The sequence below is a fragment of the Chryseobacterium rhizoplanae genome (assembly GCF_900182655.1).
Taxonomy (GTDB): Bacteria; Bacteroidota; Bacteroidia; order Flavobacteriales; family Weeksellaceae; genus Chryseobacterium; species Chryseobacterium rhizoplanae.
In genome coordinates, this window is the sequence record NZ_FXTC01000009.1 from 50,159 (window position 1) to 73,772 (window position 23,614).

Consider the following 23,614-nt stretch of genomic DNA (forward strand, 5'->3'; position numbering starts at 1 on the left):
TATGAAGGGCGGTCATTTTATGAGGCATATTTTTTGATAACTTTGGTTTACTTAATACTAACAAACACAAAAAATGAGTTTAATTGACCTACTTACAGGGAACACAAGCAACCAGGTTGCTGAACAGGCTGAAAACAAATTCGGAATCGGCAAAAACCAGGTAATCGCCCTATTAGCAGTAGCGACACCTCTTATTATTTCTTATCTTAGAAATAAATCTCAGGATGCTAAAGAAGCAGAGGCTTTAAATAATGCTTTAGATAAAGACCACAATGGAAGTATCTTAAATGACGCTTCTCAGATTGAAGCAAGACAGGCCGAAGGTGGATCTATTCTTGATCATATCTTTGGAGGACAAAAAAGTACTGTTGAAAACCAGCTGTCACAAAACACAGGAATTTCAATTGACAAAATAGGCCCTATCCTGGCGATGCTGGCACCTGTTGTAATGGGATATATTGGCCAGCAGAAACAGCAGAGTAATGTAGGCGCAGGAGGTCTTGGAGATCTTTTGGGAGGAATCCTTGGGAATGCTTCCAGCCAGGCTCAAGCTCAACAGTCTAATCCTTTGAATGACATTCTTGGAAGTGTTTTAGGAGGCGGAACACAATCTCAATCATCTGGAAATCCATTGAACGATATACTTGGAAGTGTATTGGGTGGCGGTGGAAACCAACAACAAGGAGGTGGTGGCCTAGGCAGCATCCTTGGTAATATTCTTGGAGGTAAATAATTAATTTAATTTTCATAAAAAAAGACCGGAGACATGATCTTCGGTCTTTTTTATTTTAATTATTTTTTTGATTTTTCTTCTGAAGCTGTAAAAGATTTCGAGGCTTTCTTAGGTCTTCTTTTACCATAACTTCCGGAATTGATTTTCCCTCTTCTTGATTTTTTGTCTCCTTTTCCCATAGTAATTATGTATTTGTTAATTACGAATTTAGAAAATACAACTCTAAAATCCAATTAATGAAGCTGTTAAAATTTTATAAAATAAAAAGGGAAGCTGGAAGAGGAAGGCTGGATGTTATTATTGATTACTATTTTCAATTCTCAGCCGCACATCAGTTCTCTCGATATTACTTATAAAAACTATTTTAGATAATTCACCCTTCATTACTTCTCTCTTCCAGCTCCCATCACCTATCCTCTCTAAACTTTTATTGTTTTCCACTTTCCTTTTTTGAATAAGATAAAAGCAACTATGGTAATCAGCGTTTCTGCGGCAGGAATTGAAATAAACACTCCTTTTGGACCCATTTCAAAATATTTTGACAGAAAATATGCCAGAGGAATCTGAAACAGCCAGAATCCAAAAAGATTAACCCAGGTAGGTGTCCAGGTATCTCCGGCTCCATTAAATGCATTAATCATAACCATCCCGATTCCGTAGAAAATAAATCCTGTGCTCATGATCTGAAGAGCATTTTTAGCAAAATCTTTAATAGCCGTTTCCTGGGTGAAGAAACCAACTAAAAAATTCCCCATAAAAATAAAAATCAGGCTTACAATCAGCATAAAGATGACATTATATTTCACGGTTTTCATTACGGACTGTTCTGCTCTCAGCATTTCATTGGCACCCATATTTTGTCCTACCAGTGTAGATGCCGCATTACTCAGTCCCCAGGCAGGAAGCATAAAGAACATCATCAGTCTTAAAGCTGTCTGATAGCCGGCGGATGCATTTTCGCCCCCTGTAGTTGCTACCAATTCTGCGAGGAAAATCCAGCTGCATGAAGCGATGACAAACTGAAAAATTCCGGGAGTTGCAATCTTTATAATAGATTTGATTAATTCATAATTTGGTTTAAAATAAGGAATCTTTATACGTATTTGGGTATCTGCTACTAAAAGATGATACAACTGGTAGATCACTCCGATACTTCGCCCTATTGTTGTTGCCAAAGCTGCGCCAGTTAATCCCAAAGCAGGAACAGGTCCTAATCCTTTTATCAATATTGGACACAGAATAATATTGGCAATATTCGCTATCCACAAACTTTTCATAGCAATCATTGCATTTCCAGCTCCCCTGAAAATCCCATTAATCAAAAATAACAGCATAATAATTGTGCTGCTGCTCATCATAATTCTGGTAAAATTCTTTCCATAGGCCGCAGCTTCAGGCTTTGAGCCCATCAGAATCAGAATTTCTTCAGCATAAATTACTCCCAGTAAACTTAAAACAAAAGTAATCACAAATGAGACCAATACTACCTGTGCAGCACTTCTGGAAGCCTGCTCCGGATTTTTCTCCCCTATTCGTCTTGCCACCAAAGCTGTTGCCGCCATACTCATACCGATCGCAATAGAATACATCACAGAAAGTACAGATTCAGTAAGTCCCACAGTCTGGATAGCAAAACCACTTTCTTTGAGGTGTCCGACAAAATAGAGATCAACCAGCGCGAATACAGATTCCATAGCCATTTCCAGCATCATGGGAATCGCTAAAAGCAACACAGCACTTCTGATATTCACTTTCGTAAAATCTGTTTCTTCGCCACTGAATGCTTTTTTCAAAAATTCAACATATTTTGTCATGATTTCTTTTAGTTTACTTAGCAAAAGTATTCATTCAAAAGCAATTAAAAATTGGCATATGGAAAGTTTTTAATAAGATTGCTCTTGTAAGAAAATCAAAATTATAATAAAAGTTTAGCGTGATATGGTAAGCTTTGAAAGAGTATCAGTCATCTATCAGTAGTACAACTGAGGACTATGCCCGGAAATATGAGAAACCTGAAGTTATTAGCTCCTGGAGTAATTCTAAATTTATGACAGTCAAAACAGCAGTTTTACAATTCTATAATTAATACGAGAATAATCTGATTAATAGAACGATAATTATTATCAAAACTTAGCAATTGGTAATAAAATTTAATTTAGATTTGTATATTCTTAAAAAAGTATCCTTATGAAAAAAATAATCTCTACTACCTTTCTATTTGGAATATTATTATCTGGTGGCATGCTTTCTGCCCAGAAGATGACTCAGGAAAAGATGAAAGCCATCTATTCTGATGATGTGGCAACATTTAAAAAACAGTTTGCCCCGGGAGATTACAACAAATGCTTCCTCGTTGGAAACATAGCTTATTCACCTCTTGGTTTTAGTGTAATGTCTGATAGAAAGAATATTATAAATTTCCTGTTGGACAATAAGGCTAATGTTAATAAAAAATGCCAGAACAAGACACCTCTTGAAGTAGCTGATGATACAAAAGGTACTGAAGAAATAAAGAAAATTCTGACCGAAAAAGGGGGTAATAGAAATTAAAAAACCTGAAAACAACATACGAAACTTCCGAAAGGAAGTTTTTTTTATTTATAAAACCTGCAAAAATCTTATCTTTGCCAACGAAAAATTCAAGGTTCGGAATTGAACCTTAAACATTGAACTTTAAACAAATAATTATGTTTCGATCACACACCAACGGAGAGCTATCTCTGAAAAATCTGAATGAAGAAGTTACACTATCAGGATGGGTACAAACTATCCGTGATAAAGGATTTATGATTTGGGTAGATCTTCGAGATCGTTACGGAATTACCCAGCTGGTTTTTGATCAGGACCGCTCTTCTGCGCAACTGATGGAAGAAGCTAAAAAACTGGGCCGTGAATTTGTGATTCAGGCTACCGGAAGAGTTATTGAAAGAGTAAGTAAAAACCCTAATATCCCAACAGGGGAAATTGAAATTCTGGTAGAAAAACTGACTATTCTGAACGATTCTCAGCTTCCTCCTTTCACTATTGAAGATGAAACAGACGGAGGTGAAGAATTAAGAATGAAATACCGTTACCTGGATATCAGAAGAAATCCGGTAAAAGATAAACTGATCTTCCGTCACAAGATGGCACAGAAAGTAAGAAATTATTTATCTGAGGAAGGTTTCATTGAAGTGGAAACACCTGTTCTGATCAAATCCACTCCGGAAGGGGCAAGAGATTTTGTTGTACCAAGCAGAATGAATCCGGGACAGTTTTACGCATTGCCACAGTCTCCTCAAACTTTCAAACAGCTATTGATGGTAGGTGGAATGGATAAGTATTTCCAGATTGTAAAATGTTTCCGTGATGAGGATTTAAGAGCGGACAGACAGCCGGAATTTACACAAATCGACTGTGAAATGGCGTTTGTAGAGCAGGAAGATGTCATGAACGTCTTTGAAGGAATGACTAAAACTCTTATAAAAGATATTACAGGTCAGGAATTCGGAGATTTCCCAAGAATGACTTTCGCAGATGCGATGAGAAAATACGGAAATGACAAACCGGATATCCGTTTCGGAATGGAGTTCGTAGAACTGAACGAGCTGGTAAAAGGAAAAGACTTTAAAATATTTGATGATGCAGAATTAGTAGTCGGAATCAATGTAGAAGGATGCGCAGAATATACAAGAAAACAGATTGACGAGCTGGTTGATTGGGTAAAACGCCCTCAGGTTGGAGCTTCTGGGATGGTTTGGGCTAAATTCCAGAATGATGGAGTAAAAACCTCATCAGTAAACAAATTCTACAACGAAGAAGATCTGGCGAAAATCATCGAAAAATTCGGAGCTAAAGAAGGAGACTTAATGTTGATTCTTTCCGGAAATGAAAACAAAGTAAGAGCCCAGCTTTCTGCTTTAAGAATGGAACTTGGGAACCGTTTGGGATTAAGAAAAGGAAACGTATTTGCACCGCTTTGGGTTGTTGACTTCCCGCTATTGGAATGGGATGAAGATACTGAAAGATTCCATGCAATGCACCACCCGTTTACTTCTCCAAAACCTGAAGATATCCACTTATTGGAAACAGATCCTGGAAAAGCAAGAGCCAACGCGTATGATATGGTTCTGAACGGAAATGAAATCGGAGGAGGATCTATCAGAATTTTTGACAGAGAACTGCAGTCCAGAATGTTTGATTTATTAGGATTTACAAGAGAAGAGGCAGAAGCTCAGTTTGGATTCCTGATGAATGCATTCAAATACGGAGCACCACCACATGGAGGTCTGGCATTCGGGTTTGACCGTTTGGTAGCAATCCTTGACGGAAACGAAGTCATCAGAGATTATATCGCATTCCCTAAGAACAATTCAGGACGAGATGTAATGATTGACGCACCGGCATCGATTGCTGATGCACAGCTCGATGAATTAGAATTACAATTGAATTTAAAAGCATAAATGTAAAGCGGGGTATTGGCCCCGCTTTTTTTATATACTAAATTTCAGCACTTCATTAATTTGTTAATAGAATAAACTTTATGCTAGTATAAGTAAAGTTTTGGCTACCATATCAATTATTGGTGAAATAACTTAATTTGAAATCTGATAGTAAAAATTAATACAAAAACAGGAAATTGTCGAAATTAATACACATTTAAAATAAAAACACAACAAAACAAACATTATATTATGTTATATACAAACATAATATTTTATTAATATATTTACGACATACAGCTGAATTATAATGAAGACTTAATCAAAACTCAGGGTTTGATTAATTTTATAATCTTTTGCGTAGGGTAATAATATAGCTGTTCATATTTAGCCTGATTACCAAACCAATATTAAATAATATGAAAAGTAAATTATTATTCTTATCAGTATGCCTTGTTCTGGCACTGAATTCATGTAGGTCGGATATTGAAAATGCACAAACAGATTCAATAGATCTTACAACCACGAAACTGGACAATGCAAAGATTCACAAATTATTAATTAACGGGAAATACACGTATGTGAATGAAGTAAATGGTGAATATTTTTATGCAGATGATATTACTATTAGTGCTGAGCAGTTTGATAAATTAAAGATGCAGGCCAATTCTGAAATGTCAACAGCTGAGAAAAGCACCATTGTAAGTTCTTTTATTAAGACTTGGCCGAATGCAACAGTTTATTATACATTACCCAGCCAGGGAAGTCTGAGCATTCAGAATTACAATACATTCCTTACCAATATCAACAAAGCGTTTGATATGATTTCTTCCCAAACCAGCATGCAGTTTGTTGAACGTACCAATCAAACAGAATATATCACCTTTACTTATACAACAAGCAACAGCTCACCACTTGGATGGCAGAAAAACAGAGTGAACGGGATTAAAATTTATAATATTACTTATCCAGCGATTATCGCCCACGAAATAATGCACTCAATGGGAATCATGCATGAACAGTGCCGTCCGGACAGAGATCAGTATATTATTGTAGATGTTAACAAAGCCGTGGAAAGCAGCCGTCATAACTTCAACCTTTATAATGATTACGCAGGACATGGTGCATTTGATTTCGGATCAGTGATGATGTATCAATCCACAGACTTTGCCATAGACTCAAGCCAGCCTGTAATGACTAAACTGGACGGATCTACCTTTACCAAGCAAAGAACAGGATTATCTGCCGGTGATTATGCCGGAATAAATCATTTGTATGGACCTGTGAATGCCACCTCTGCAATCAACGGAACTTATACAATGAGAACAGCTTTAGCGAATGACAAAAATGTAGATATTTCCGGAAGTTCCACTACAGACGGGACGAGTATCATTCTGTATTCAGCTTCTACAGGCAATAACCAGAGATTTACTTTCAGCAAATCAGATCATGGATATTATATTATCAAATCTACATTAGATCCTGCAAAGGTATTAACCGTAAAAGGTAACGGAACAACGAATGGAACAGCTGTTGAATTAAGAACCAATTCCAATACAGATTCTCAGAAATGGTTATTATTCAACCTGGGAAACAATGGTTTTGGATTTGCTCCCAAAAATGCTCCGGCATTGAGATTAGAGGTAAAGGATGGTTTAACAACCAATCTTACTCCTATTGTAATCGGCACTACGGATCAAACGGTTCAGCCTTTCATAAAACAACGCTTTATCCTTACAAAAGTTAACTAAACTTTTTTACATAAATAAAGAGGTTAGGAAATGTATTTCCTAACCTCTTTTGTTTTTATATAATTCCTGTTAAATCATTTTCAACATCTGCTCCCTTCCCGGCCCTGTCGAAAGATATGCCACCGGAATGCCTAATTCTGTTTCCAGAAATGATAGAAACTCAATGACTTCTTTTGGCAATTCTGAAGAACTTTTCATAGTAGAAAAATCAGCATTCCATCCATTCATCCATTTCAGTACAGGTTTTCCATTTTCAGGAAGTAAACCTGTTACATCTACCGTTTTTCCATCTTCCAGTTCATAATGAGTGCACACTGCTACTGATGGTAATCCGCTTAACACATCTGCTTTAGTCAGAACCAACTGAGTAACTCCATTGATCATTACAGCATATTTTAAAGCAGGTAAATCTAACCAGCCTGTTCTTCTCGGACGCCCTGTATTGGAACCAAATTCATTTCCCTTTGTTCTGATCACTTCACCCAACTCATCAAATAGTTCTGTTGGAAATACTCCGTTTCCCACCCTTGTACAATATGCTTTAGCGATTCCAAATACCTCACCGACCTTTTTCGGTGAAACACCTAACCCACTGCTCGCACCTGAAGCGGTAGTTGAAGAAGAGGTCACATAAGGATAGGTTCCGTGGTCAATATCCAGCATTGCAGCCTGAGATCCTTCAGCTAAAATTTTCTTTCCTTCTGCCAGCGCATTGTTTAAATATATTTCTGTTTCAGTACATCTGAATCTTTTCAGAAAATCTACAGCTTCAAAAAACTCGTTACTTATTTCCTCCAGAGAAGGAAGTTCCATACCTCCTGCGGTCAGTGTTTTATAATCTCTTTCTAAAATATGCTCTACTCTGCTTTTAAAGTCAGGAACAAACATATCTCCCACTCTCACATTCTGTCGTAAAATTTTATTTGAATACGCCTGTGCAATCCCGTTTTTCGTTGTCCCTATGGTTGTATAATCCATACTTTCCTCCATAAAAACATCGAGAAGCTTATGAGTAGGCAGTACAAAGTGAGCTTTCGATGAAATGATCACATTATTTTCCGGCTGAACAGTAGTATCAAATGTCTGAAGATTTGCAATTTCTTTTTTAAAGCTTACAGGATCCAGAACAGTTCCCGTTCCAATCACATTCTGCACTCCGTTCATAAAGATTCCCGAAGGAATCATTTTAAGCGTTATTCTGCGTCCGTTTCTTTCAATGCTGTGTCCAGCATTAGATCCGCCATTAAAACGAGCTGTAATGTCGTAATTTTCACTGATCAGATCAATAAACTTTCCTTTACCTTCATCTCCCCATTGTAACCCCAATACAATATCCATATTCGTACTTTAAATTTTATGGGACAAAGCTATGACAGTCAATGAGAAAGACCATTGTCATTTGGCAAAAAGAGATTTGAAAAGAAATGAAAAGTCAGATATTAAGATTAGAGATCATTCACAAACTCTAAAACATTCTTACTCTAAAACTCACAGTATTCATCATTAATCAATTACCATCTATCATTAATAATTCTAGACTATATTTCTTCTGATCCTGCTCAATGAAGAAGGCGTCACACCAAGATAAGATGCCAGCATAGATTGCGGAACCCTGTTGGCAAGACCGGGATAATGATTTAAAAAATGAATATAACGTGATTTTGCATCCTGGTTCAGCATGATGCTCGCTACCTTCAGTTTATTTTCCACAACAAAAGCATGGATTCTTGCAAATAAAACCGGCCACACTGTTATTTTCTCTTCCAGTATTTTAAAATGTTTAAGATCAATCGCCAGCAATACAGCATCGGTAATAGCTTCAATATCTTCGTGAGCAGGCAGCTGATCGGTAAACCCCTGAAAATCTCCGATAAATCTTCCTTCATAGATGAAATACCTGGTAAAATCATCACCCTGTTTATTATAATACAAAGACCGGAAGACCCCTTCTTTCACAAAAGCAATTCTTTGGCTCACCTTTCCTGCTTCTATAAAAGGTTCTCCTTTCTTCACAGTAATTTCCTGAATTCCTTCAGCAATTAAAAGTTCATCCTGAGGATTAAGTGTCCCGAATTTTTTGATATAATTAAAAAGTTCTTCCATATTTTTTGTAACCACAGATTACGGAAATATAAAGGTATAAAAGTCCGGGCTAAAAACAATTGTCATTTGACAAAAAGCCTGTTAAAGGTACCACACGAGTCTCCAACGGCATGTTAATTGCTTGATTTTTAAAAACGTAAGACAATGAAAGCAATTTGGAACGGCGCCATTGGCTTTGGATTAGTCAACATTCCTGTTAAAATTTATTCGGCAACGGAAACTACAAAACTGGATCTCGATATGCTCGACAAATCTGATTTTTCCAATATCCGGTTCAAAAGAGTAAATGAAAATACGGGAAAAGAAGTAAAATGGGAAAATATCGTCAAAGGTTATCTCATGGACGACAAATATATCGTTCTTGATGAGGAAGATTACGAAGCGGCAAGCCCCGAAAAGACAAAAATACTCTCTATTGACCAGTTTGTAAAAGAGGTGGAAGTAGACAGTATGTATTTTGAAAACCCTTACTATCTGGAACCTCAGAAAAATGGGGAAAATGCATACAGACTTTTACTGAAAGCTCTTGAAAAAACGGGTATGGTAGGAATAGGGACGTTTGTGCTCCGTGAAACAGAAGCTATTGGAATGATCCGTCCGTATAAAGATGACATCCTCGTGCTCAACCGTTTGAGGTTTGATCAGGAAATAAGGGATTATAAAGATCTAAAAATTCCCGCTCAAAAAGCTCCGAAGCCGGCAGAACTTAAAATGGCGGTTAATCTTATTGAACAGCTTTCCCAGGAATTTGATCCTGCGATGTACAAAGACACCTATTCTGATGAACTGATGAAAATCATTAAGCAGAAAGCAAAAGGTAAAAATATAAAAGCTAAAAAAGCACAGCCTGCAAAAGAAGGTAAAGTGATTGACCTCATGGCCCAGCTAAAAGCCAGTCTGAATACTTCTAAATCCAAATCCGCATCATAATGGCTCTCAAAGATTATAATAATAAAAGAAAGTTCGATGAAACCAGCGAACCAAAAGGAAAAACGAAGAAAAGCAAAGACAAACTTATTTTTGTTATTCAAAGGCATGCTGCAAGCAGACTTCATTATGATTTCCGGCTTGAAATGGAAGGTGTACTGAAAAGCTGGGCTGTTCCGAAAGGACCTTCTTTAGATCCAAAAGATAAGCGCCTCGCCATGATGGTAGAAGATCACCCTTATGATTATAAAGATTTTGAAGGAAATATTCCTGAAGGAAATTATGGTGCCGGACAGGTGGAAGTATGGGACAGCGGAACTTATGAGCCTTTGGAAGAAAACACTAAACTTTCTGATGAAAAAGAGCTGCTGAAAGAATTACATGCAGGATCTTTAAAATTCATTTTACACGGTAAGAAACTGAAAGGTGAGTTTGCTTTGGTTAAAATGAAAAATACGGATGACAACTCATGGCTGCTGATCAAACATAAAGATGATTTTGCAGAAAGCCCATATGATGCTGAAGAAAACACCTCGTCAAAATCATTGGTCACAAAATTTTTAGAGGAAAAAAAAAGTCTAAAAATAAAGGAAAAAAAGAAGTCATAACTTCCGAAAAAACTTTCAGAAATTTCAACTCTTTAACGAACGAAAAAAAATTAAAGTCTTACATCAAACCCATGCTGGCCAAGCTTTCCGAAGAAGCCTTCAATGATAAAGACTGGATTTTTGAAATAAAATGGGACGGCTACAGAGCCATTGCCGACTTAAGTCATGACGTCCCTCTCTTCTATTCCCGGAACGGAATTTCATTTTTATCCAAATTTGAAAAAATAGCGCTGGAGTTCGAAAAACAGAAACATCATATGATTCTGGATGGTGAAGTAGTAGCGTATGACGAACAGGGAAAGCCTAATTTTCAGTTTTTGCAGCAAATGGGGGATAATCCCGACGCCGCTCTTGTTTATCATGTTTTCGACCTTCTATGGCTGAATGGTCATTCTACCGAAGAGCTTCCCCTTATCCAACGAAAGGAACTTTTAAAAGAGGCTCTGACAGAAACTGATCGTATTAAATACTGTGATCATATTCAGGAAAAAGGTATTGAGTTTTTTGCACAGATGAGAAAAATGCAATTGGAAGGGATGATTGCAAAAAGGGCAGAAAGTGTATATATTGAAAATCACAGAACCAATGACTGGCTTAAAATCAAATTTTCCAACACCGAAGAGGTTATTATTTGTGGCTTCACAGAACCGAGAGGTTCAAGAAAGAGTTTCGGGGCTTTAATTTTAGGAAAATATCTGAATGGAAAGCTTACTTACTGCGGACACACAGGGACAGGTTTTAATAACGCTTCTTTAAAAGAGCTTTACCAGAAACTTCAGAAACTGGTTGTGAAAGCATCTCCATTCGAGACTATTCCAAAAACCAATATGCCGGTAACATGGACAAAGCCTGAACTGGTCTGTGAAATCAAATATTCTGAAATTACACGAGACGGAATCTTCAGACATCCTGTTTTTATAGGAATAAGAGAAGACAAAGACCTTAAAGAGATCAAAGATTCATCCTTCACCGAAAAACCTAAAGAAATGAAAACAAAAACATCGTCAAAAAAAACAGAAGTTTCCGAGAAAGAAAAAGAGATCACATTGGACAAACATTTGATAAAACTTACAAATCAGGATAAGATCTATTTCCCAAAAGATGGCATTACTAAGGGAAACGTTATAGATTACTATCAATCGGTAGCGACTTACATCCTGCCTCATTTAAAAAACCGGCCGCTTTCTCTGAACCGCTTTCCGAATGGAATTGAAGAACAGGGTTTTTATCAGAAAGATGCCGGAGATCATATTCCGGACTGGATAAAAACCACACAGGTATATTCTGAATCCAATGATAAATACATCGACTATATTTATTGTAATGACAAAGCAACTTTAGCTTACCTGAATAATTTAGGATGTATAGACCTAAACCCTTGGAACAGTTCTTTACCTGATCTTGAGCATCCTGATTACCTGGTATTAGATCTGGATCCATCTTCCAAAAATACATTTGATGAGGTGATTGAAACAGCACTTCAGGTGAATGAAGTTTTAGAAGCCATTAAAGTAAAAGGATATTGCAAAACTTCGGGAAGTACCGGAATTCACATTTATATTCCTATGGGTGGTAAATATGATTTTGACCAGGCAAAAGATTTTGCTCATATTCTTATGAAACAGGTCAATGAAAAACTTCCGAAACTCACAACTTTAGAACGAAGCCTTCAAAAAAGAGATAACAAAAAAATCTATCTCGATTATCTTCAAAACAGGACGGGACAAACTTTAGCAAGTGCCTACAGCCTGAGACCTAAACAGGGTGCATCAGTTTCAATGCCATTGGATTGGGATGAACTAAAGCCCGGAATGAGACCTACGGATTTTAATATTAATAATGCTCTGGACAGAATCAAAGAGAAAGGAGATTTGTTTAAGCCGGTTCTGGGTAAGGGAATTGATATGATGAAAGCTTTGGAATTGCTACAAAATATTGATTAAAAAAAACTCCTACATCATTGTAAATGCAGGAGTTTCTTAAAAAAATTAAATCTAATTATTGATTATAAACATGAATATCCCGCTGTGGAAATGGAATTCCGATTCCGGCTTTATCGAGAGCTTCTTTACAGCCTATAATAAGTTCTTCGTTCATCGCCCAGAAGTTCTCTGTAGAAGTGCTTACCCTTATGGATAAATTAACAGCGCTTTCTCCAAGTTCAGTCACTACAACTTGCGGTGCTGGTGTTTCAAGAGCGTATTGATTATTTTTAATAACATTCATTAAAATATCTTTGGTCTGCTTTAGATCTGCATCATAAGCAACTCCAATATCCAATGATGTTCTTCTTGTTCCCAGGTGGGTAAAATTGGTAATACTGTTATTTGAAACCACACCGTTAGGAATAACGATCAATTGGTTTTGTGGGGTAACCAGTTTCGTATGGAAAATATCTATTGCCTGCACGGTTCCTGAAACTCCGGAATTCGTAGAAATAAAGTCGCCAATTTTAAAAGGCTTTAATAATAAAATTAAAATTCCCCCTGCAAAATTCGTCAGAGAGCCTTGTAAAGCTAAACCTACCGCCAAACCTGCTGCACCAATCATGGCAACAAATGCCGAGGTCTGCACTCCCAGCTGAGTTACAACAACAATAAACAACAGAATATTAAGTCCCCAGTTGATAATATTCAGCAGAAAATGCTGCAGAGAAGCTTCCATATTACGTTTTTTGAAACCTTTCTCAACCAGTTTTTTAATCATTCTTATCATCCATGATCCAATCAGATAAATCAATAATGCAGAAATAACTGCGGTAAAAATTCTCGGTGCCCATGAAATTGCTGAAGAAATTAACGTGTCCCAGTGTTGTTGAATTTTGTTCAATTCTAAATCGTCCATTTTATACTATGTGTTTACTAATTATATCAATGAGATATTACGTTCTGCAGGATTTAAAAATGAATTGAATAGCATCTGTCTAAAAAGAAATTTTCCTTCCACTTTAAAAGTGAAAGTAAATGATATGATAGATTAAAATAGATTGGCAGCTGAACAGATTGTTTCAGCCTTACTCAATAATCATTCAGAAATTGAATCTTGCAGGAAGAAATAATTTTCGGGTCATAGAATTACAAAAACGATACCGAAGTACTGTAATTATCAAAATTAACTTCCTGTAAAATTAAAATTATAAATAAAACAGCGCCTGCTGATGAATATTTTTATGGTAGTTTTGCAGCCAGACTTTCCGGTAAAAGTCTAAGAATATGGTAAATAATTTGCCATTTGAAATTCGGAACAATGGTAAAGGAATTTCCGGCATTGACAATATATTTTGCCACATAATCAGGTTCCATAATCAAGGATTCATTCAATTCTAATCCTTCATTGATTTTCGTTCTGATATAGCCAATAACTAAAGCATTCACAATAATTTTCCGGGAAGCTAATTCCTGTCTCAACCCGGCCAGAAACTGAGTAAATGCAGCTTTTGTACTTCCGTAAACAAAATTACTTTTCCTTCCTCTCACTCCGGACAGTGAAGAAAGACCAATTATTCTTTCAAGGTTTTTGTTGCCTTTATCCATTGCAATGATACTCAGGATAGATACTCCACCCATATAATTCACTTCCATCATTTGCTTGGCACCTTTAAAATCAGTTAATGCTTTTTGATTATTAACTAAAAAACCTGCAGCATATACTACAATATGAGGTTTCATGGGAAGATCAGAATAAAATTTCTGATGCGAATCAAAATTTGCGGCATCAAAATATAAAACAGAAACTTTTGAAGAGCCCAGATTATTTGAATGAATAAAGTCATCCAAAGATGTTGTGTTTCTGGAAGCAGCAATCACTGCAAATCCTTTTTCAACATATTGCTTTATACATTGTTTTGCTACATCTGAATTCGCTCCCAGAATAAGAACCGTTTTATTTGTGTTTTGATTCATAGGACAAAGATAATTTTATTAAACACTAATGAACAAAAAAAATGACTTAATCATTTTCATATTTTCTGGTTGATAAGTGTATAAAAAGACTGCGGCGGGTGAACTTCGTTCACCCGCCGCAGCTAAATATTTTCAGACTGAATTATTTTTTTTCTTCAGTTGCTGTTTCTTTTTTGTCATCCGCCTTATCTACAGATTTTGCTTTATCTCCAAAACGAGATTCCGTCATTTCTCTGGAAACGGCTGCTTTTTCGAATTTCAGTTTTCCTGATAAAGTTTCAATAACAAAACCGTCATCCTGCACCTGAGCAATTCTTCCGTGAAGACCTGAGGTAAGAACTACTCTTGTTCCTACTTTAAGATTTTCCTGAAAGTTTTTCTCTTGCTTCTGCTTTCTCATCTGAGGTCTGATCATCAGGAAATAAAATCCTACAAACATCACTCCCATCATGATCAGCATCATAGGTGAAGATCCACCTGCTGCCTGTAAAAATAGTGTCAACATATTTTAAATATTATGGTTGAATGTTTGCTGTGAATGTTAATCTGATTGGCGCTTTTTCTACGTTTGCAAAAACATCTGCATATTTCTGAACGTTTCCGTCAAAACTTGAAGAATCAAAGTGCAATGTAACTTTTCCTTTTTTACCTGGCATAATCGGTTCTTTTGTAAAATCAGGAGCTGTACATCCGCATCCTGGTTTAACTTCAGAAATAATTAAAGGGTTTTTGCCTGTATTCGTAATTTCATATACGTGCTCTACTTTATCTCCTTTTTTGATTTTCCCAAAATCGAAGCTGTTTTCAGATAAAGCAACAGAAGTCGATGGTTCGTTAGAAACCGGAGCAGCTGCTTCACCAGTTACAGATGCTGCCGCAGAATCTGTGGTTACCGGAGCCGCAACAGCTGCAGAATCAGTAGTTGCAGTTTCAGTACTTTGAGTTTCTTTGTTTTCTTTTTTACATGAAACTAACCCAAAGCCTATAATAGACAAGGCGATAATTGATAACGTCTTTTTCATTTTATATTCTATTTTGATCTTTACAATATTTATCTAAAATACCATTGATGAAGATATTGGAACGGTCTGTAGCAAATACTTTTGCAATTTCAATATATTCATTAATAATAACTCTTGAAGGCGTGAAAGCAAAATTATCCAATTCTGCAATTGCTGTAGACAAAATTACTTTATCCATTAAAGAAACTCTTTCCAGATCCCAGTTCTCCAATCTTTCTCCCAGTTTCTTTTCATTGTTTTCCCAGTTGTTCAGAGTATCTCTCAACAATTTTGCAGCGAAAGTCTTATCCTCTTCATCTTTAATCATTTTAATTAAAGTTCTGCTTTCTTCATCTTCTCTCAGGAAACCAATTGTTTTTTGTACCATGGAATTGGCAATGTGAATATCATCATACCATGAAAGTTCCTTATCTCCCAGATAATCATGAAAATCTTCATTTTCAGCAATATATCTTAAAAATAATTTTCCGATAAACTTCTGATCTTCTTCAAAAGAGTATCCATCTTCTTTCATGAAATCCTGATAACGCTTTCCAGCAGTAATTCTTTGGAAAGTTTTTACCAATAGATCATCATGCATATCCCATTTCAACTGCTTGTGCTGACCTGTAAAAAACAATCTTTCAGGGTTTTCTTCCAGTTTAAGCAATACCTGGTTGTTGATGAATTTTTGGTTAGGATTAATGTCAGAATCAGTTTTAAGATATTTGTTCTTCCCAATTTCGATCTGGTGTTCTGCCAATTCTTTAAGAGCCACCAAAAAATTGAGCTGGTAAATGTATAGATAATAGATTTTCTCTATACCAGCAAACATGTTTTTCTCTAAAACATCAAACTTTACAGGATTTTGGTAGTATGAATACACTGTCTGTACTACTTTTTCACGGATTTGTCGTCTTCCTAACATTCAAAGAGCTTTTTTATGGGTGCAAAGATACAAAATTTAAAATTGATGAAATTCGTAGTGTGATGACATTTTTGTAATTTTGTACAACTATATGAAAGCGCTTAAAACCTTAAACCCCTATTTTTGGAAACACAAAATACTGCTGTTTTGGGGAGTACTATTTATTATTGCCAGTAATTTCTTCAATATATATAAGGTACAGTTTGTAGGAAAATCTGTGGATGAGCTTACAAAAAACGGAAACCTTGGCTTTAACAACCAGGTTTTGATCTATGTTGGAATTATTGTAGGCTGTTCACTTCTGACCGGATTCTTCACTTTCATGATGAGACAAACCATTATTGTAGCTTCCAGAAGAATAGAATATGAACTTAAAAATAAAATCTACAGACATTATCAGGATTTATCATTAACCGATTATAAACAGACAACCATTGGAGACTTAATGAACAGATTGAGTGAGGACGTTGTTGCTGTGAGAATGTATCTTGGCCCTGGCGTGATGTATGTTGCCAACCTGATCGTTCTGGTAGTGATCACGGCAATTTACATGGTAAAAACGGATGCATCCATGACGATGTGGACTTTGCTTCCACTTCCGATCTTGTCTTTTGCTATTTATAAGGTAAGCTCAATTATTAATAAAAAGTCGAAGATTATGCAGAAAAGCCAGTCTGCTATCTCAACTTTTGTTCAGGACAGTTTTTCAGGAATCCGCGTTGTAAAATTCTTCGCAAGAGAAAAGTATATTGAAAAAAACTACGGAATCAAGGTAACAGATTATCAGAATAAGGCATTGGATCTGGCAAAAACAGAAGCTTATTTTTTTACTATTATCCTCTTTGTAATAGGGTTGCTGAATGTGGCTATCATATGGATTGGAGGCACAAAATATATTGCCGGAGAATTAAGTATTGGTAAAATTGCGGATTTTTTCATGTATATCAATACCCTTATCTTCCCTTTCTCTATGGTTGGTTGGGTAACATCTGTGAATCAGAGAGCTGAAGCATCCATGCAAAGAATCAATGAATTCATGGATAAGAAATCTGAAATTATTAATACTAATTTTGAAAACTACCCTATCAAAGGAGATATTGAATTCAGGAATGTTTCTTATGTATATCCTAATACAGGAATTAAAGCATTAGATAACCTAAGCTTTAAAGTGAAAGCCGGAGAATCTTTGGCCATTATGGGTAAAACCGGAAGCGGAAAATCAACGATCGCTCTTCTTTTATGCCGATTGATAGATCCGAGTGAGGGAGAGATTCTGATTGATGGTAAAAACCTGAAAGATCATAATCTGAGCAACTACAGAAACTTCATTGGATATATTCCTCAGGAAAGCTATTTATTCTCTGATTCTATAGAAAATAATATAGGCTTTGCCATTGATCATCCTTCTCATGAGAAAGTCGTAGAATATTCAAATATTGCAGATGTTCACAAAAATATTGTAGAGTTTAAAGAGCAATATAAAACACTTGTAGGTGAACGTGGAGTCATGCTTTCGGGAGGGCAAAAGCAGCGAATTTGTATTGCAAGAGCCTTAATTAAAGACCCGAATATCATCATTTTTGATGATTCATTGTCTGCTTTAGATACCGAAACGGAACAGAACATTCTGGAAAATATCGATAAAAAAATAAGTAACGCTACTTCCATAATCATCACACACAGAGAGTCTAGCGCTCAAAAAGCCGATCAGATTATCAACCTTACGGAAATTGCCAATTCTGTAACTGCTTAGCCATTTCGTTCTCAATTGTTAAATAAATCATAAAAAAAATTTTGTGATTAAAAGAATTCTTTTATATTTGTTCTTAACAAGATTAAAAAATATCTAACAATGAGTGAATACAAGGAACGCCATGAAAATGAGATTTTCACGAAGGTGTTAAAAGCAGGGAGAAGAACTTATTTCTTTGATGTGCGTGAGACGAAAGCAGGAGATTATTATCTTACAATCACTGAGAGTAAGAAAAATTTCGGAGAGAATGGGGAAGCTACATTCGAGAAGCATAAAATTTACCTTTATAAGGAAGATTTTAAGAGTTTTCAGGAGATGTTTAATGAGTCCACAGATTTCATCATTAATGAAAAGGGTGAGGATGTAATTTCAGAAAAACATGATAAAGACTTCAAAAGCAAATCATTCACAATTGATTCTGACGACGAAGTTTAAAAAAGAATATCTAAAAACACAAGCATCTGAAAAAGATGCTTTTTTTGTACTATACAATCAAAATTCAACAAACACTTATTGCTATATAAAAAAACGGGCTAAAGCCCGTTTAATATTATATTGAATATTTAATCTATTGTAAGTGATCTTGCTATCTTACAGATACCATTTCTTTTGATTCCTCATTATTATAAGATGCTGATTTCAGAAAACTGAATAACACGTCTGGCACTTCATTCTGACATGGATCTGATTGTTTATTGAACTGAAGAGGGTTTTTAACAATTTGTGCTGCTGAAAACATAACTATGCCTCCATCTTTTCTAAGAGTAATCAATTCATCATTTTGTGAGCTTGAATCAAAATTCCCAAAACACATAATATTGTCTTCAGTTTGTAAGACAGGAAAACTTTCTGCGCCGAAAGTGCCTAAAATATTCCCATTTAATTTAAAAACTTTATAATCTCCATCGAAATTTCTGTGAGCAAGAATCTCATCCGCTCCATTACCATCAAGATTTCCAACAGCTAATCCTCTCCATTCTGAACCCGAACCCCAACCTGTAGACTGTGCTATTTTTGTCATAATCCCATTATCATCTATATTATAAACATATATACCATTTTGCATATTATCTTCAGCATCTACAAGCAGAACAATCTCATCTTTACCAACACCATCAAGGTTACCTGAAGCAACTGCCGTAATTTTCGAATTCACCGGTAGATTAAGAGCGTTAGTATGAACTAACTGAGGAGTCGCCCCATTAAAATTAAAAACAAGAACTTCTTTATTTAAATTTTTGACAGCAATAAAATCATCCTTTCCTCCTGTAATAAAGTTTCCTGCTGCAGCTCCCACCCAATCAGATTGCGCATCCCAACCTATAGATTTTGTATGTTCAACAATATTATTGTTTTCAATTTTTAAAATATAAGCCCCATTATTATTTGGATCGGAATGATTACTTAAAGCGATAATCTCACTTTTGCTATCTCCAAAAAAGTCACCGGCAGCTACACCTCTCCAATCGTACTGTCCACTATAATATTTATCATTGGTAACGGAATGAAATTTCTTCCCATAAGGTTCCATTGTACCTATCATTCCATCATAATTTCTGATGATAACAAATTCATTTGCATTATCTCCATCAAAATTACCACTTGCAGCACCTCTCCAATCGGAACCAGATCCCCATCCATGCTCCGTATTGACAGGCACAATTAAGTTTTCATAATAGGCCAAATAAGCCACTACCAAAGGAAAGTTTTCAGGTGTTAAAGGTGTATAATAATTTTCTGCAGTTTGCATTTCAGCAAGTAACTGATATATTTTTTTATCATATTCAGATAAAGAAGTCCATTGGAAGCAGGTATAGGTACTTACGTCTTCGCCAACAGGATGTGGATACTTAAGATTCCAGGGTGAATTAGGATAACTCACTCCATTATTTATATATAAGGGGGATTTATAGATATCTTTCGTTAGGGTATTAACATAGGCTTGCATATCAGAATCCGTATAAATAAGCGTTCCACCTCTGGAAATATTATATTTACGGCATTCATGAGGAAAAGATATGGTTAAACCACCGTGAGAAATATCTTCCCGCAAAGTACTTGTTTTCCAATACGTCCAGCTATTGGACCCCAGATTAGTATTAAAAGAGGTATTTGCCTTTAAAAAATTGGCAATTTGGTTAAGTTGTGTAAGATAATCCGGGTTATCTGTTGCCAGATACATCTGTACCAATACTCTTCCCATCGAACTTTGCATATTAAATGGTAAAATTTCACCAGCGTTATCTATTGGCGGATTATCATTTCGATCTTTATAATAACCTATAATATTATTTGCATTAGAATTAGGTTCAGTATACCATTGACCTGCATGATAATCAATAGTTTCTTTTACTTTTTGTTTAAGATCGTCAGAAATAGCTTTAAAAGTCATATCATTATAACGCCCCCCCAAAGTATATTTTAAATGATGAAGAGTAGGGTCTTTCTGAACTATTGCGGCAAACTTAGCCATAGGATAAGTTATGTTTGCACTGTGCACTACATGAGCATAAGCTTTTCCATCACCTGGGGTTGTATTATAATTATCTGTTGACCATGCAGGACCAATACTATCCCTATAATCAGAAATATTGCTTAAACCTAAACTTGGTGTCTGCTCTCTAAGATCATCTCTTCTGTCAATCACATTTCCGATAGTTCCTATTAAAACATTAGCGTATTTTACATCATGTGTTTTTTCATACATCAATGCTAATGCTTCCATATGAGCAGATACAATCCATGAAAATTCTAATTGGTTTGAACTGGTTGAATTAAGAGGTACTACAGCATATCCCTTACTATCAAATAGGTCTGTGTAGTAGGATTGAGCATAAGACTTTATTACAAATAACAGGGCAAGGATTGTAAAGAACTTTTTCATATTTTATTTTTGTGATTATTTAAAGTGTATTTTAAGACAACTTTAGTTATTAGAATAAGCCGGATTCAAAAAGCTGAACAACACTTCCGGCAATTCATTTTTACATGGATCTGATTGTTTATTAGCAGAAGGTGGACTTTTGACAACTTTTGCCGCAGAAAACATTACAATCCCTCCATCTTTTCTAAGGGTAATCAGTTCATCATTCTGTGAGCCTGAATCAAAGTTTCCAAAACACATTACATTATCTTTGGTTTGCAATACAGGAAAACTTTCAACACCAATGTTATCTAAAAATTTAACGCCATTTGATTCCTTCAGCTTAAAAACTTTATAGTCTCCATCAAAGTTTCTATGAGCAATAATTTCATCAGCTCCATCACCATCAAGGTTTCCAACAGCCAATCCTTTCCAATCCGAAGCTGAACCAAAGCCTATAGACCTATCAATCAGTGTCATCACCCCATTATCATCGATATCATAAGCATATACACCATTTTGCATATAATCTTCGGCATCGATCAACAATACAATTTCATCTTTTGGGTCATCATCAAGATTACCAACAGCAACCGCTTTAATTTTAGAATTTACAGGCAGATTGAGCTGATTAAAATATATCAATTCAGGGTCAGTACTATTAAATTTATATAGTCTTACTTCTTTGTTATAATTTCGGACAGCAATCAAATCGTCTTTGCCTCCACTGATAAAATTTCCAGTAGCTAATCCTACCCAATCTGACTCTGCTCCAAAACCTGTAAATTTTGAATGCTCAACGATCTGATTATTTTCAATTTTAAAGATATAAAAGCCATTTTTATTAAAATCAGCATGATTACTCAATGCAATAATTTCGCTTTTATTATCTCCAAAAAAATCACCTGCAGTTAATCCTTTCCAATTATAAGAGCCACCATAGGCTATACTGTTTGTAACAGGACGAAAACTCTTACCATAAGGCTCCAGAGTACCCATGAACCCATCATAGTTTCTAATTTTCACAAATTCATCATCATCATCGCCATCAAAATTACCCTTTGCTACCCCCCTCCAATCAGAATCCTCTCCCCATAAATGGTAGGTATTCACAGGGACAATAAAATTTTCATAGTATGCTAAAAGTGCCAATGTCAAAGATGAACCTTCTACATTGATACGATCATAATAATTTTTTGCAGCTTGTAAGTCCGCAATTATCTGATATATTTTTTTATCATATTCCGAGGACAGATATAACCACATGTAGGAAACATATGCATCATAATTGGTATTATTACCTGGAGGAAGATTATTTATAGTATGATATTTAATATTCCATTTCAACCCGTTGTAATTCACCGCATCATGTATAGATAGAGGCCCCTGATAAATATCTTTTGTAAAACTTTTAACATATCTCTCCATATCTAAAGATGTATAAAGAGAATCGTTGGCGTTGTTCTTTATATTATATTTAAAGCATTCATAGGGGAAACTCACCGTTAAGGCTGCGTGGGATATATCATCGCGTAAAACAAAATAATTCCAGTATTCCCAGGTATATGACCCTAGATTACTGTTAACAGAGGTATTTAATTTTAAGAAATTAGCAATTTTATTAAGCTGTTTAAGATAATTCTGGTCATTTGTTGCTCTATACATTTGTACCAAAACTCTTCCCATAGAGCTTTGCATATTAAAAGGAGCAATTACACCTTTATACTTTATTGGAGGGTTACTATTAACATTAACAGAGTCTCTTTCTTTATAATAACCTATGTTACCATTCGGATTAGGACTTGATTCCTCCTTCCATTGATCTTCATGATAGACAAGTGTTTCTTTTACCTTTTGTTTAAGATCATCAGCAATATTTTTAAAAGTCATATTATTATAACGACCACCTAATTGATACAATTTATTTTGAATAGTACTATCATTTTTAACGATAGCCGCGAACTTAGCCATTGGATAGGTTATATTAGCGCTATGGACAAAATGACTATAAGGATCTCCAGAATTTGCGTTCACATTATAATGATTAGTGGACCATGCAGCACCTGAAACATGACGATAATCAAAAATCTGACTTAGGCCCGGCACCTGACCTCTAAGGTCATCTCTCCTATCAATGGTATTTCCAATACACCTTATTAAGGCATCAGCATATTTTTTTTCTTTTGTTTTTTCATACATTAGTACTAATGCCTCCAAATGTGCAGGTACTCCCCAAGAAAACTCAGCCTGATCAGGACTGTCTGAATTACCTAATGATGTATCATAATGCTTCTCATCAAACAGATTTTTATAATAGGATTGTGCATAGGATTTTATCACAAATAGCAGGGTAAAGATTGTAAAGATTTTTTTCATGTTAAGAGTTTTGATTTGAAATAATTTAAAGAGAATTATTTCCCTTGATTTTGGCTAAACAAATATAAAAGTTTCAATCACCAAACCATGAATTTATTTTTAAGAACTTAAACAGAACCATTTTTGTCCATTAACATACAAATTATAAGCGTATGATGGAAAAAGCTTTTAGAAAGAATGTGAAAAAAGTAGTGTCCATTATTATTGAAACAGACATAAAATAAAAAAGTACACTTGTAAAAAGTGTA

At 35.5% G+C, this 23,614-nt stretch carries 20 protein-coding genes; 9 read left to right on the forward strand and 11 right to left on the reverse strand.

Going from position 1 to position 23,614, the window contains the following annotated elements:
- The first annotated feature begins 73 nt into the window (after positions 1 to 73).
- The gene (locus FN817_RS17870; protein ID WP_142719125.1) at positions 74 to 733 is read left to right on the forward strand and encodes a DUF937 domain-containing protein; all 660 of its coding nucleotides are present in this window, start codon (positions 74 to 76) and stop codon (positions 731 to 733) included.
- Between the two features lie 59 nt (positions 734 to 792).
- Here the strand turns inward: FN817_RS17870 and FN817_RS17875 are convergent, their stop codons facing one another.
- Both FN817_RS17875 and FN817_RS17880 read right to left on the reverse strand, forming a co-directional pair.
- Complete coding sequence (locus tag FN817_RS17875; protein ID WP_081983639.1) at positions 793 to 912, reverse strand: 30S ribosomal protein THX; 120 nt, start codon at positions 910 to 912, stop codon at positions 793 to 795.
- 240 nt (positions 913 to 1,152) lie between these two features.
- On the reverse strand, positions 1,153 to 2,547 hold the full coding sequence (locus tag FN817_RS17880; protein WP_142719126.1) for an MATE family efflux transporter: 1,395 nt from the start codon (positions 2,545 to 2,547) through the stop codon (positions 1,153 to 1,155).
- 373 nt (positions 2,548 to 2,920) lie between these two features.
- Between FN817_RS17880 and FN817_RS17885 the strand changes: the two genes are divergently transcribed.
- The 3 genes from FN817_RS17885 to FN817_RS17895 all read left to right on the forward strand — a co-directional run bounded on the left by FN817_RS17885 (position 2,921) and on the right by FN817_RS17895 (position 6,905).
- Entirely contained in the window at positions 2,921 to 3,283 is a 363-nt protein-coding gene (locus tag FN817_RS17885) for an ankyrin repeat domain-containing protein (RefSeq protein WP_142719127.1), read from the forward strand.
- Positions 3,284 to 3,420: 137 nt separating this feature from the next.
- Entirely contained in the window at positions 3,421 to 5,175 is a 1,755-nt protein-coding gene (gene aspS / locus FN817_RS17890; protein WP_142719128.1) for an aspartate--tRNA ligase, read from the forward strand.
- A gap of 398 nt (positions 5,176 to 5,573) precedes the next feature.
- Positions 5,574 to 6,905, forward strand: a complete 1,332-nt coding sequence (locus FN817_RS17895) for a M12 family metallopeptidase (protein ID WP_142719129.1) — start codon at positions 5,574 to 5,576, stop codon at positions 6,903 to 6,905.
- 69 nt (positions 6,906 to 6,974) lie between these two features.
- On the opposite strand, the gene FN817_RS17900 is transcribed toward FN817_RS17895, so the two are convergent.
- Both FN817_RS17900 and FN817_RS17905 read right to left on the reverse strand, forming a co-directional pair.
- Positions 6,975 to 8,243 carry an adenylosuccinate synthase gene (locus tag FN817_RS17900; RefSeq protein ID WP_142719130.1) on the reverse strand — a complete coding sequence of 423 codons (1,269 nt, stop codon included), beginning with the start codon at positions 8,241 to 8,243 and terminating at the stop codon, positions 6,975 to 6,977.
- A gap of 195 nt (positions 8,244 to 8,438) precedes the next feature.
- Positions 8,439 to 9,008 (reverse strand): Crp/Fnr family transcriptional regulator, encoded by a 570-nt coding sequence (locus FN817_RS17905; RefSeq protein ID WP_142719131.1) that lies wholly within the window; start codon positions 9,006 to 9,008, stop codon positions 8,439 to 8,441.
- 144 nt (positions 9,009 to 9,152) lie between these two features.
- Here FN817_RS17905 and ku point away from each other — a divergent pair, with 144 nt between their 5' ends.
- From ku to ligD, 3 genes are all read left to right on the forward strand, one after another.
- Complete coding sequence (ku, locus tag FN817_RS17910; protein ID WP_047425099.1) at positions 9,153 to 9,938, forward strand: non-homologous end joining protein Ku; 786 nt, start codon at positions 9,153 to 9,155, stop codon at positions 9,936 to 9,938.
- Positions 9,938 to 10,543, forward strand: a complete 606-nt coding sequence (locus tag FN817_RS17915) for a DNA polymerase ligase N-terminal domain-containing protein (protein WP_142719132.1) — start codon at positions 9,938 to 9,940, stop codon at positions 10,541 to 10,543. The genes ku and FN817_RS17915 overlap by 1 nt, the downstream gene beginning before the upstream one ends.
- Positions 10,544 to 10,614: 71 nt before the next feature.
- Positions 10,615 to 12,486, forward strand: a complete 1,872-nt coding sequence (gene ligD / locus FN817_RS17920) for a DNA ligase D (protein WP_142719133.1) — start codon at positions 10,615 to 10,617, stop codon at positions 12,484 to 12,486.
- 55 nt (positions 12,487 to 12,541) lie between these two features.
- Here the strand turns inward: ligD and FN817_RS17925 are convergent, their stop codons facing one another.
- The 5 genes from FN817_RS17925 to FN817_RS17945 all read right to left on the reverse strand — a co-directional run bounded on the left by FN817_RS17925 (position 12,542) and on the right by FN817_RS17945 (position 16,374).
- A complete protein-coding gene (locus tag FN817_RS17925; protein WP_142719134.1) occupies positions 12,542 to 13,387 on the reverse strand; it encodes a mechanosensitive ion channel family protein in 846 nt (281 codons plus the stop codon).
- Between the two features lie 323 nt (positions 13,388 to 13,710).
- Positions 13,711 to 14,445 carry an SDR family NAD(P)-dependent oxidoreductase gene (locus tag FN817_RS17930; RefSeq protein WP_142719135.1) on the reverse strand — a complete coding sequence of 245 codons (735 nt, stop codon included), beginning with the start codon at positions 14,443 to 14,445 and terminating at the stop codon, positions 13,711 to 13,713.
- 142 nt (positions 14,446 to 14,587) lie between these two features.
- Complete coding sequence (gene yajC / locus FN817_RS17935) at positions 14,588 to 14,950, reverse strand: preprotein translocase subunit YajC (RefSeq protein ID WP_142719136.1); 363 nt, start codon at positions 14,948 to 14,950, stop codon at positions 14,588 to 14,590.
- A gap of 10 nt (positions 14,951 to 14,960) precedes the next feature.
- Positions 14,961 to 15,467: a DUF1573 domain-containing protein gene (locus FN817_RS17940; RefSeq protein WP_142719137.1), complete on the reverse strand. Its 507-nt coding sequence runs from the start codon at positions 15,465 to 15,467 to the stop codon at positions 14,961 to 14,963.
- Position 15,468: 1 nt separating this feature from the next.
- Positions 15,469 to 16,374 (reverse strand): transcription antitermination protein NusB, encoded by a 906-nt coding sequence (locus tag FN817_RS17945; protein ID WP_142719138.1) that lies wholly within the window; start codon positions 16,372 to 16,374, stop codon positions 15,469 to 15,471.
- 91 nt (positions 16,375 to 16,465) lie between these two features.
- Here FN817_RS17945 and FN817_RS17950 point away from each other — a divergent pair, with 91 nt between their 5' ends.
- Both FN817_RS17950 and FN817_RS17955 read left to right on the forward strand, forming a co-directional pair.
- A complete protein-coding gene (locus FN817_RS17950) occupies positions 16,466 to 18,127 on the forward strand; it encodes an ABC transporter ATP-binding protein (protein ID WP_142719139.1) in 1,662 nt (553 codons plus the stop codon).
- A gap of 99 nt (positions 18,128 to 18,226) precedes the next feature.
- Entirely contained in the window at positions 18,227 to 18,562 is a 336-nt protein-coding gene (locus tag FN817_RS17955; protein ID WP_034701927.1) for a DUF3276 family protein, read from the forward strand.
- A 151-nt stretch (positions 18,563 to 18,713) separates the two neighbouring features.
- On the opposite strand, the gene FN817_RS17960 is transcribed toward FN817_RS17955, so the two are convergent.
- Together FN817_RS17960 and FN817_RS17965 are read right to left on the reverse strand one after the other, a co-directional pair.
- The gene (locus FN817_RS17960; protein ID WP_142719140.1) at positions 18,714 to 21,011 is read right to left on the reverse strand and encodes a hypothetical protein; all 2,298 of its coding nucleotides are present in this window, start codon (positions 21,009 to 21,011) and stop codon (positions 18,714 to 18,716) included.
- Positions 21,012 to 21,053: 42 nt separating this feature from the next.
- Positions 21,054 to 23,366 (reverse strand): hypothetical protein, encoded by a 2,313-nt coding sequence (locus FN817_RS17965; protein ID WP_142719141.1) that lies wholly within the window; start codon positions 23,364 to 23,366, stop codon positions 21,054 to 21,056.
- Positions 23,367 to 23,614: the final 248 nt, after the last annotated feature.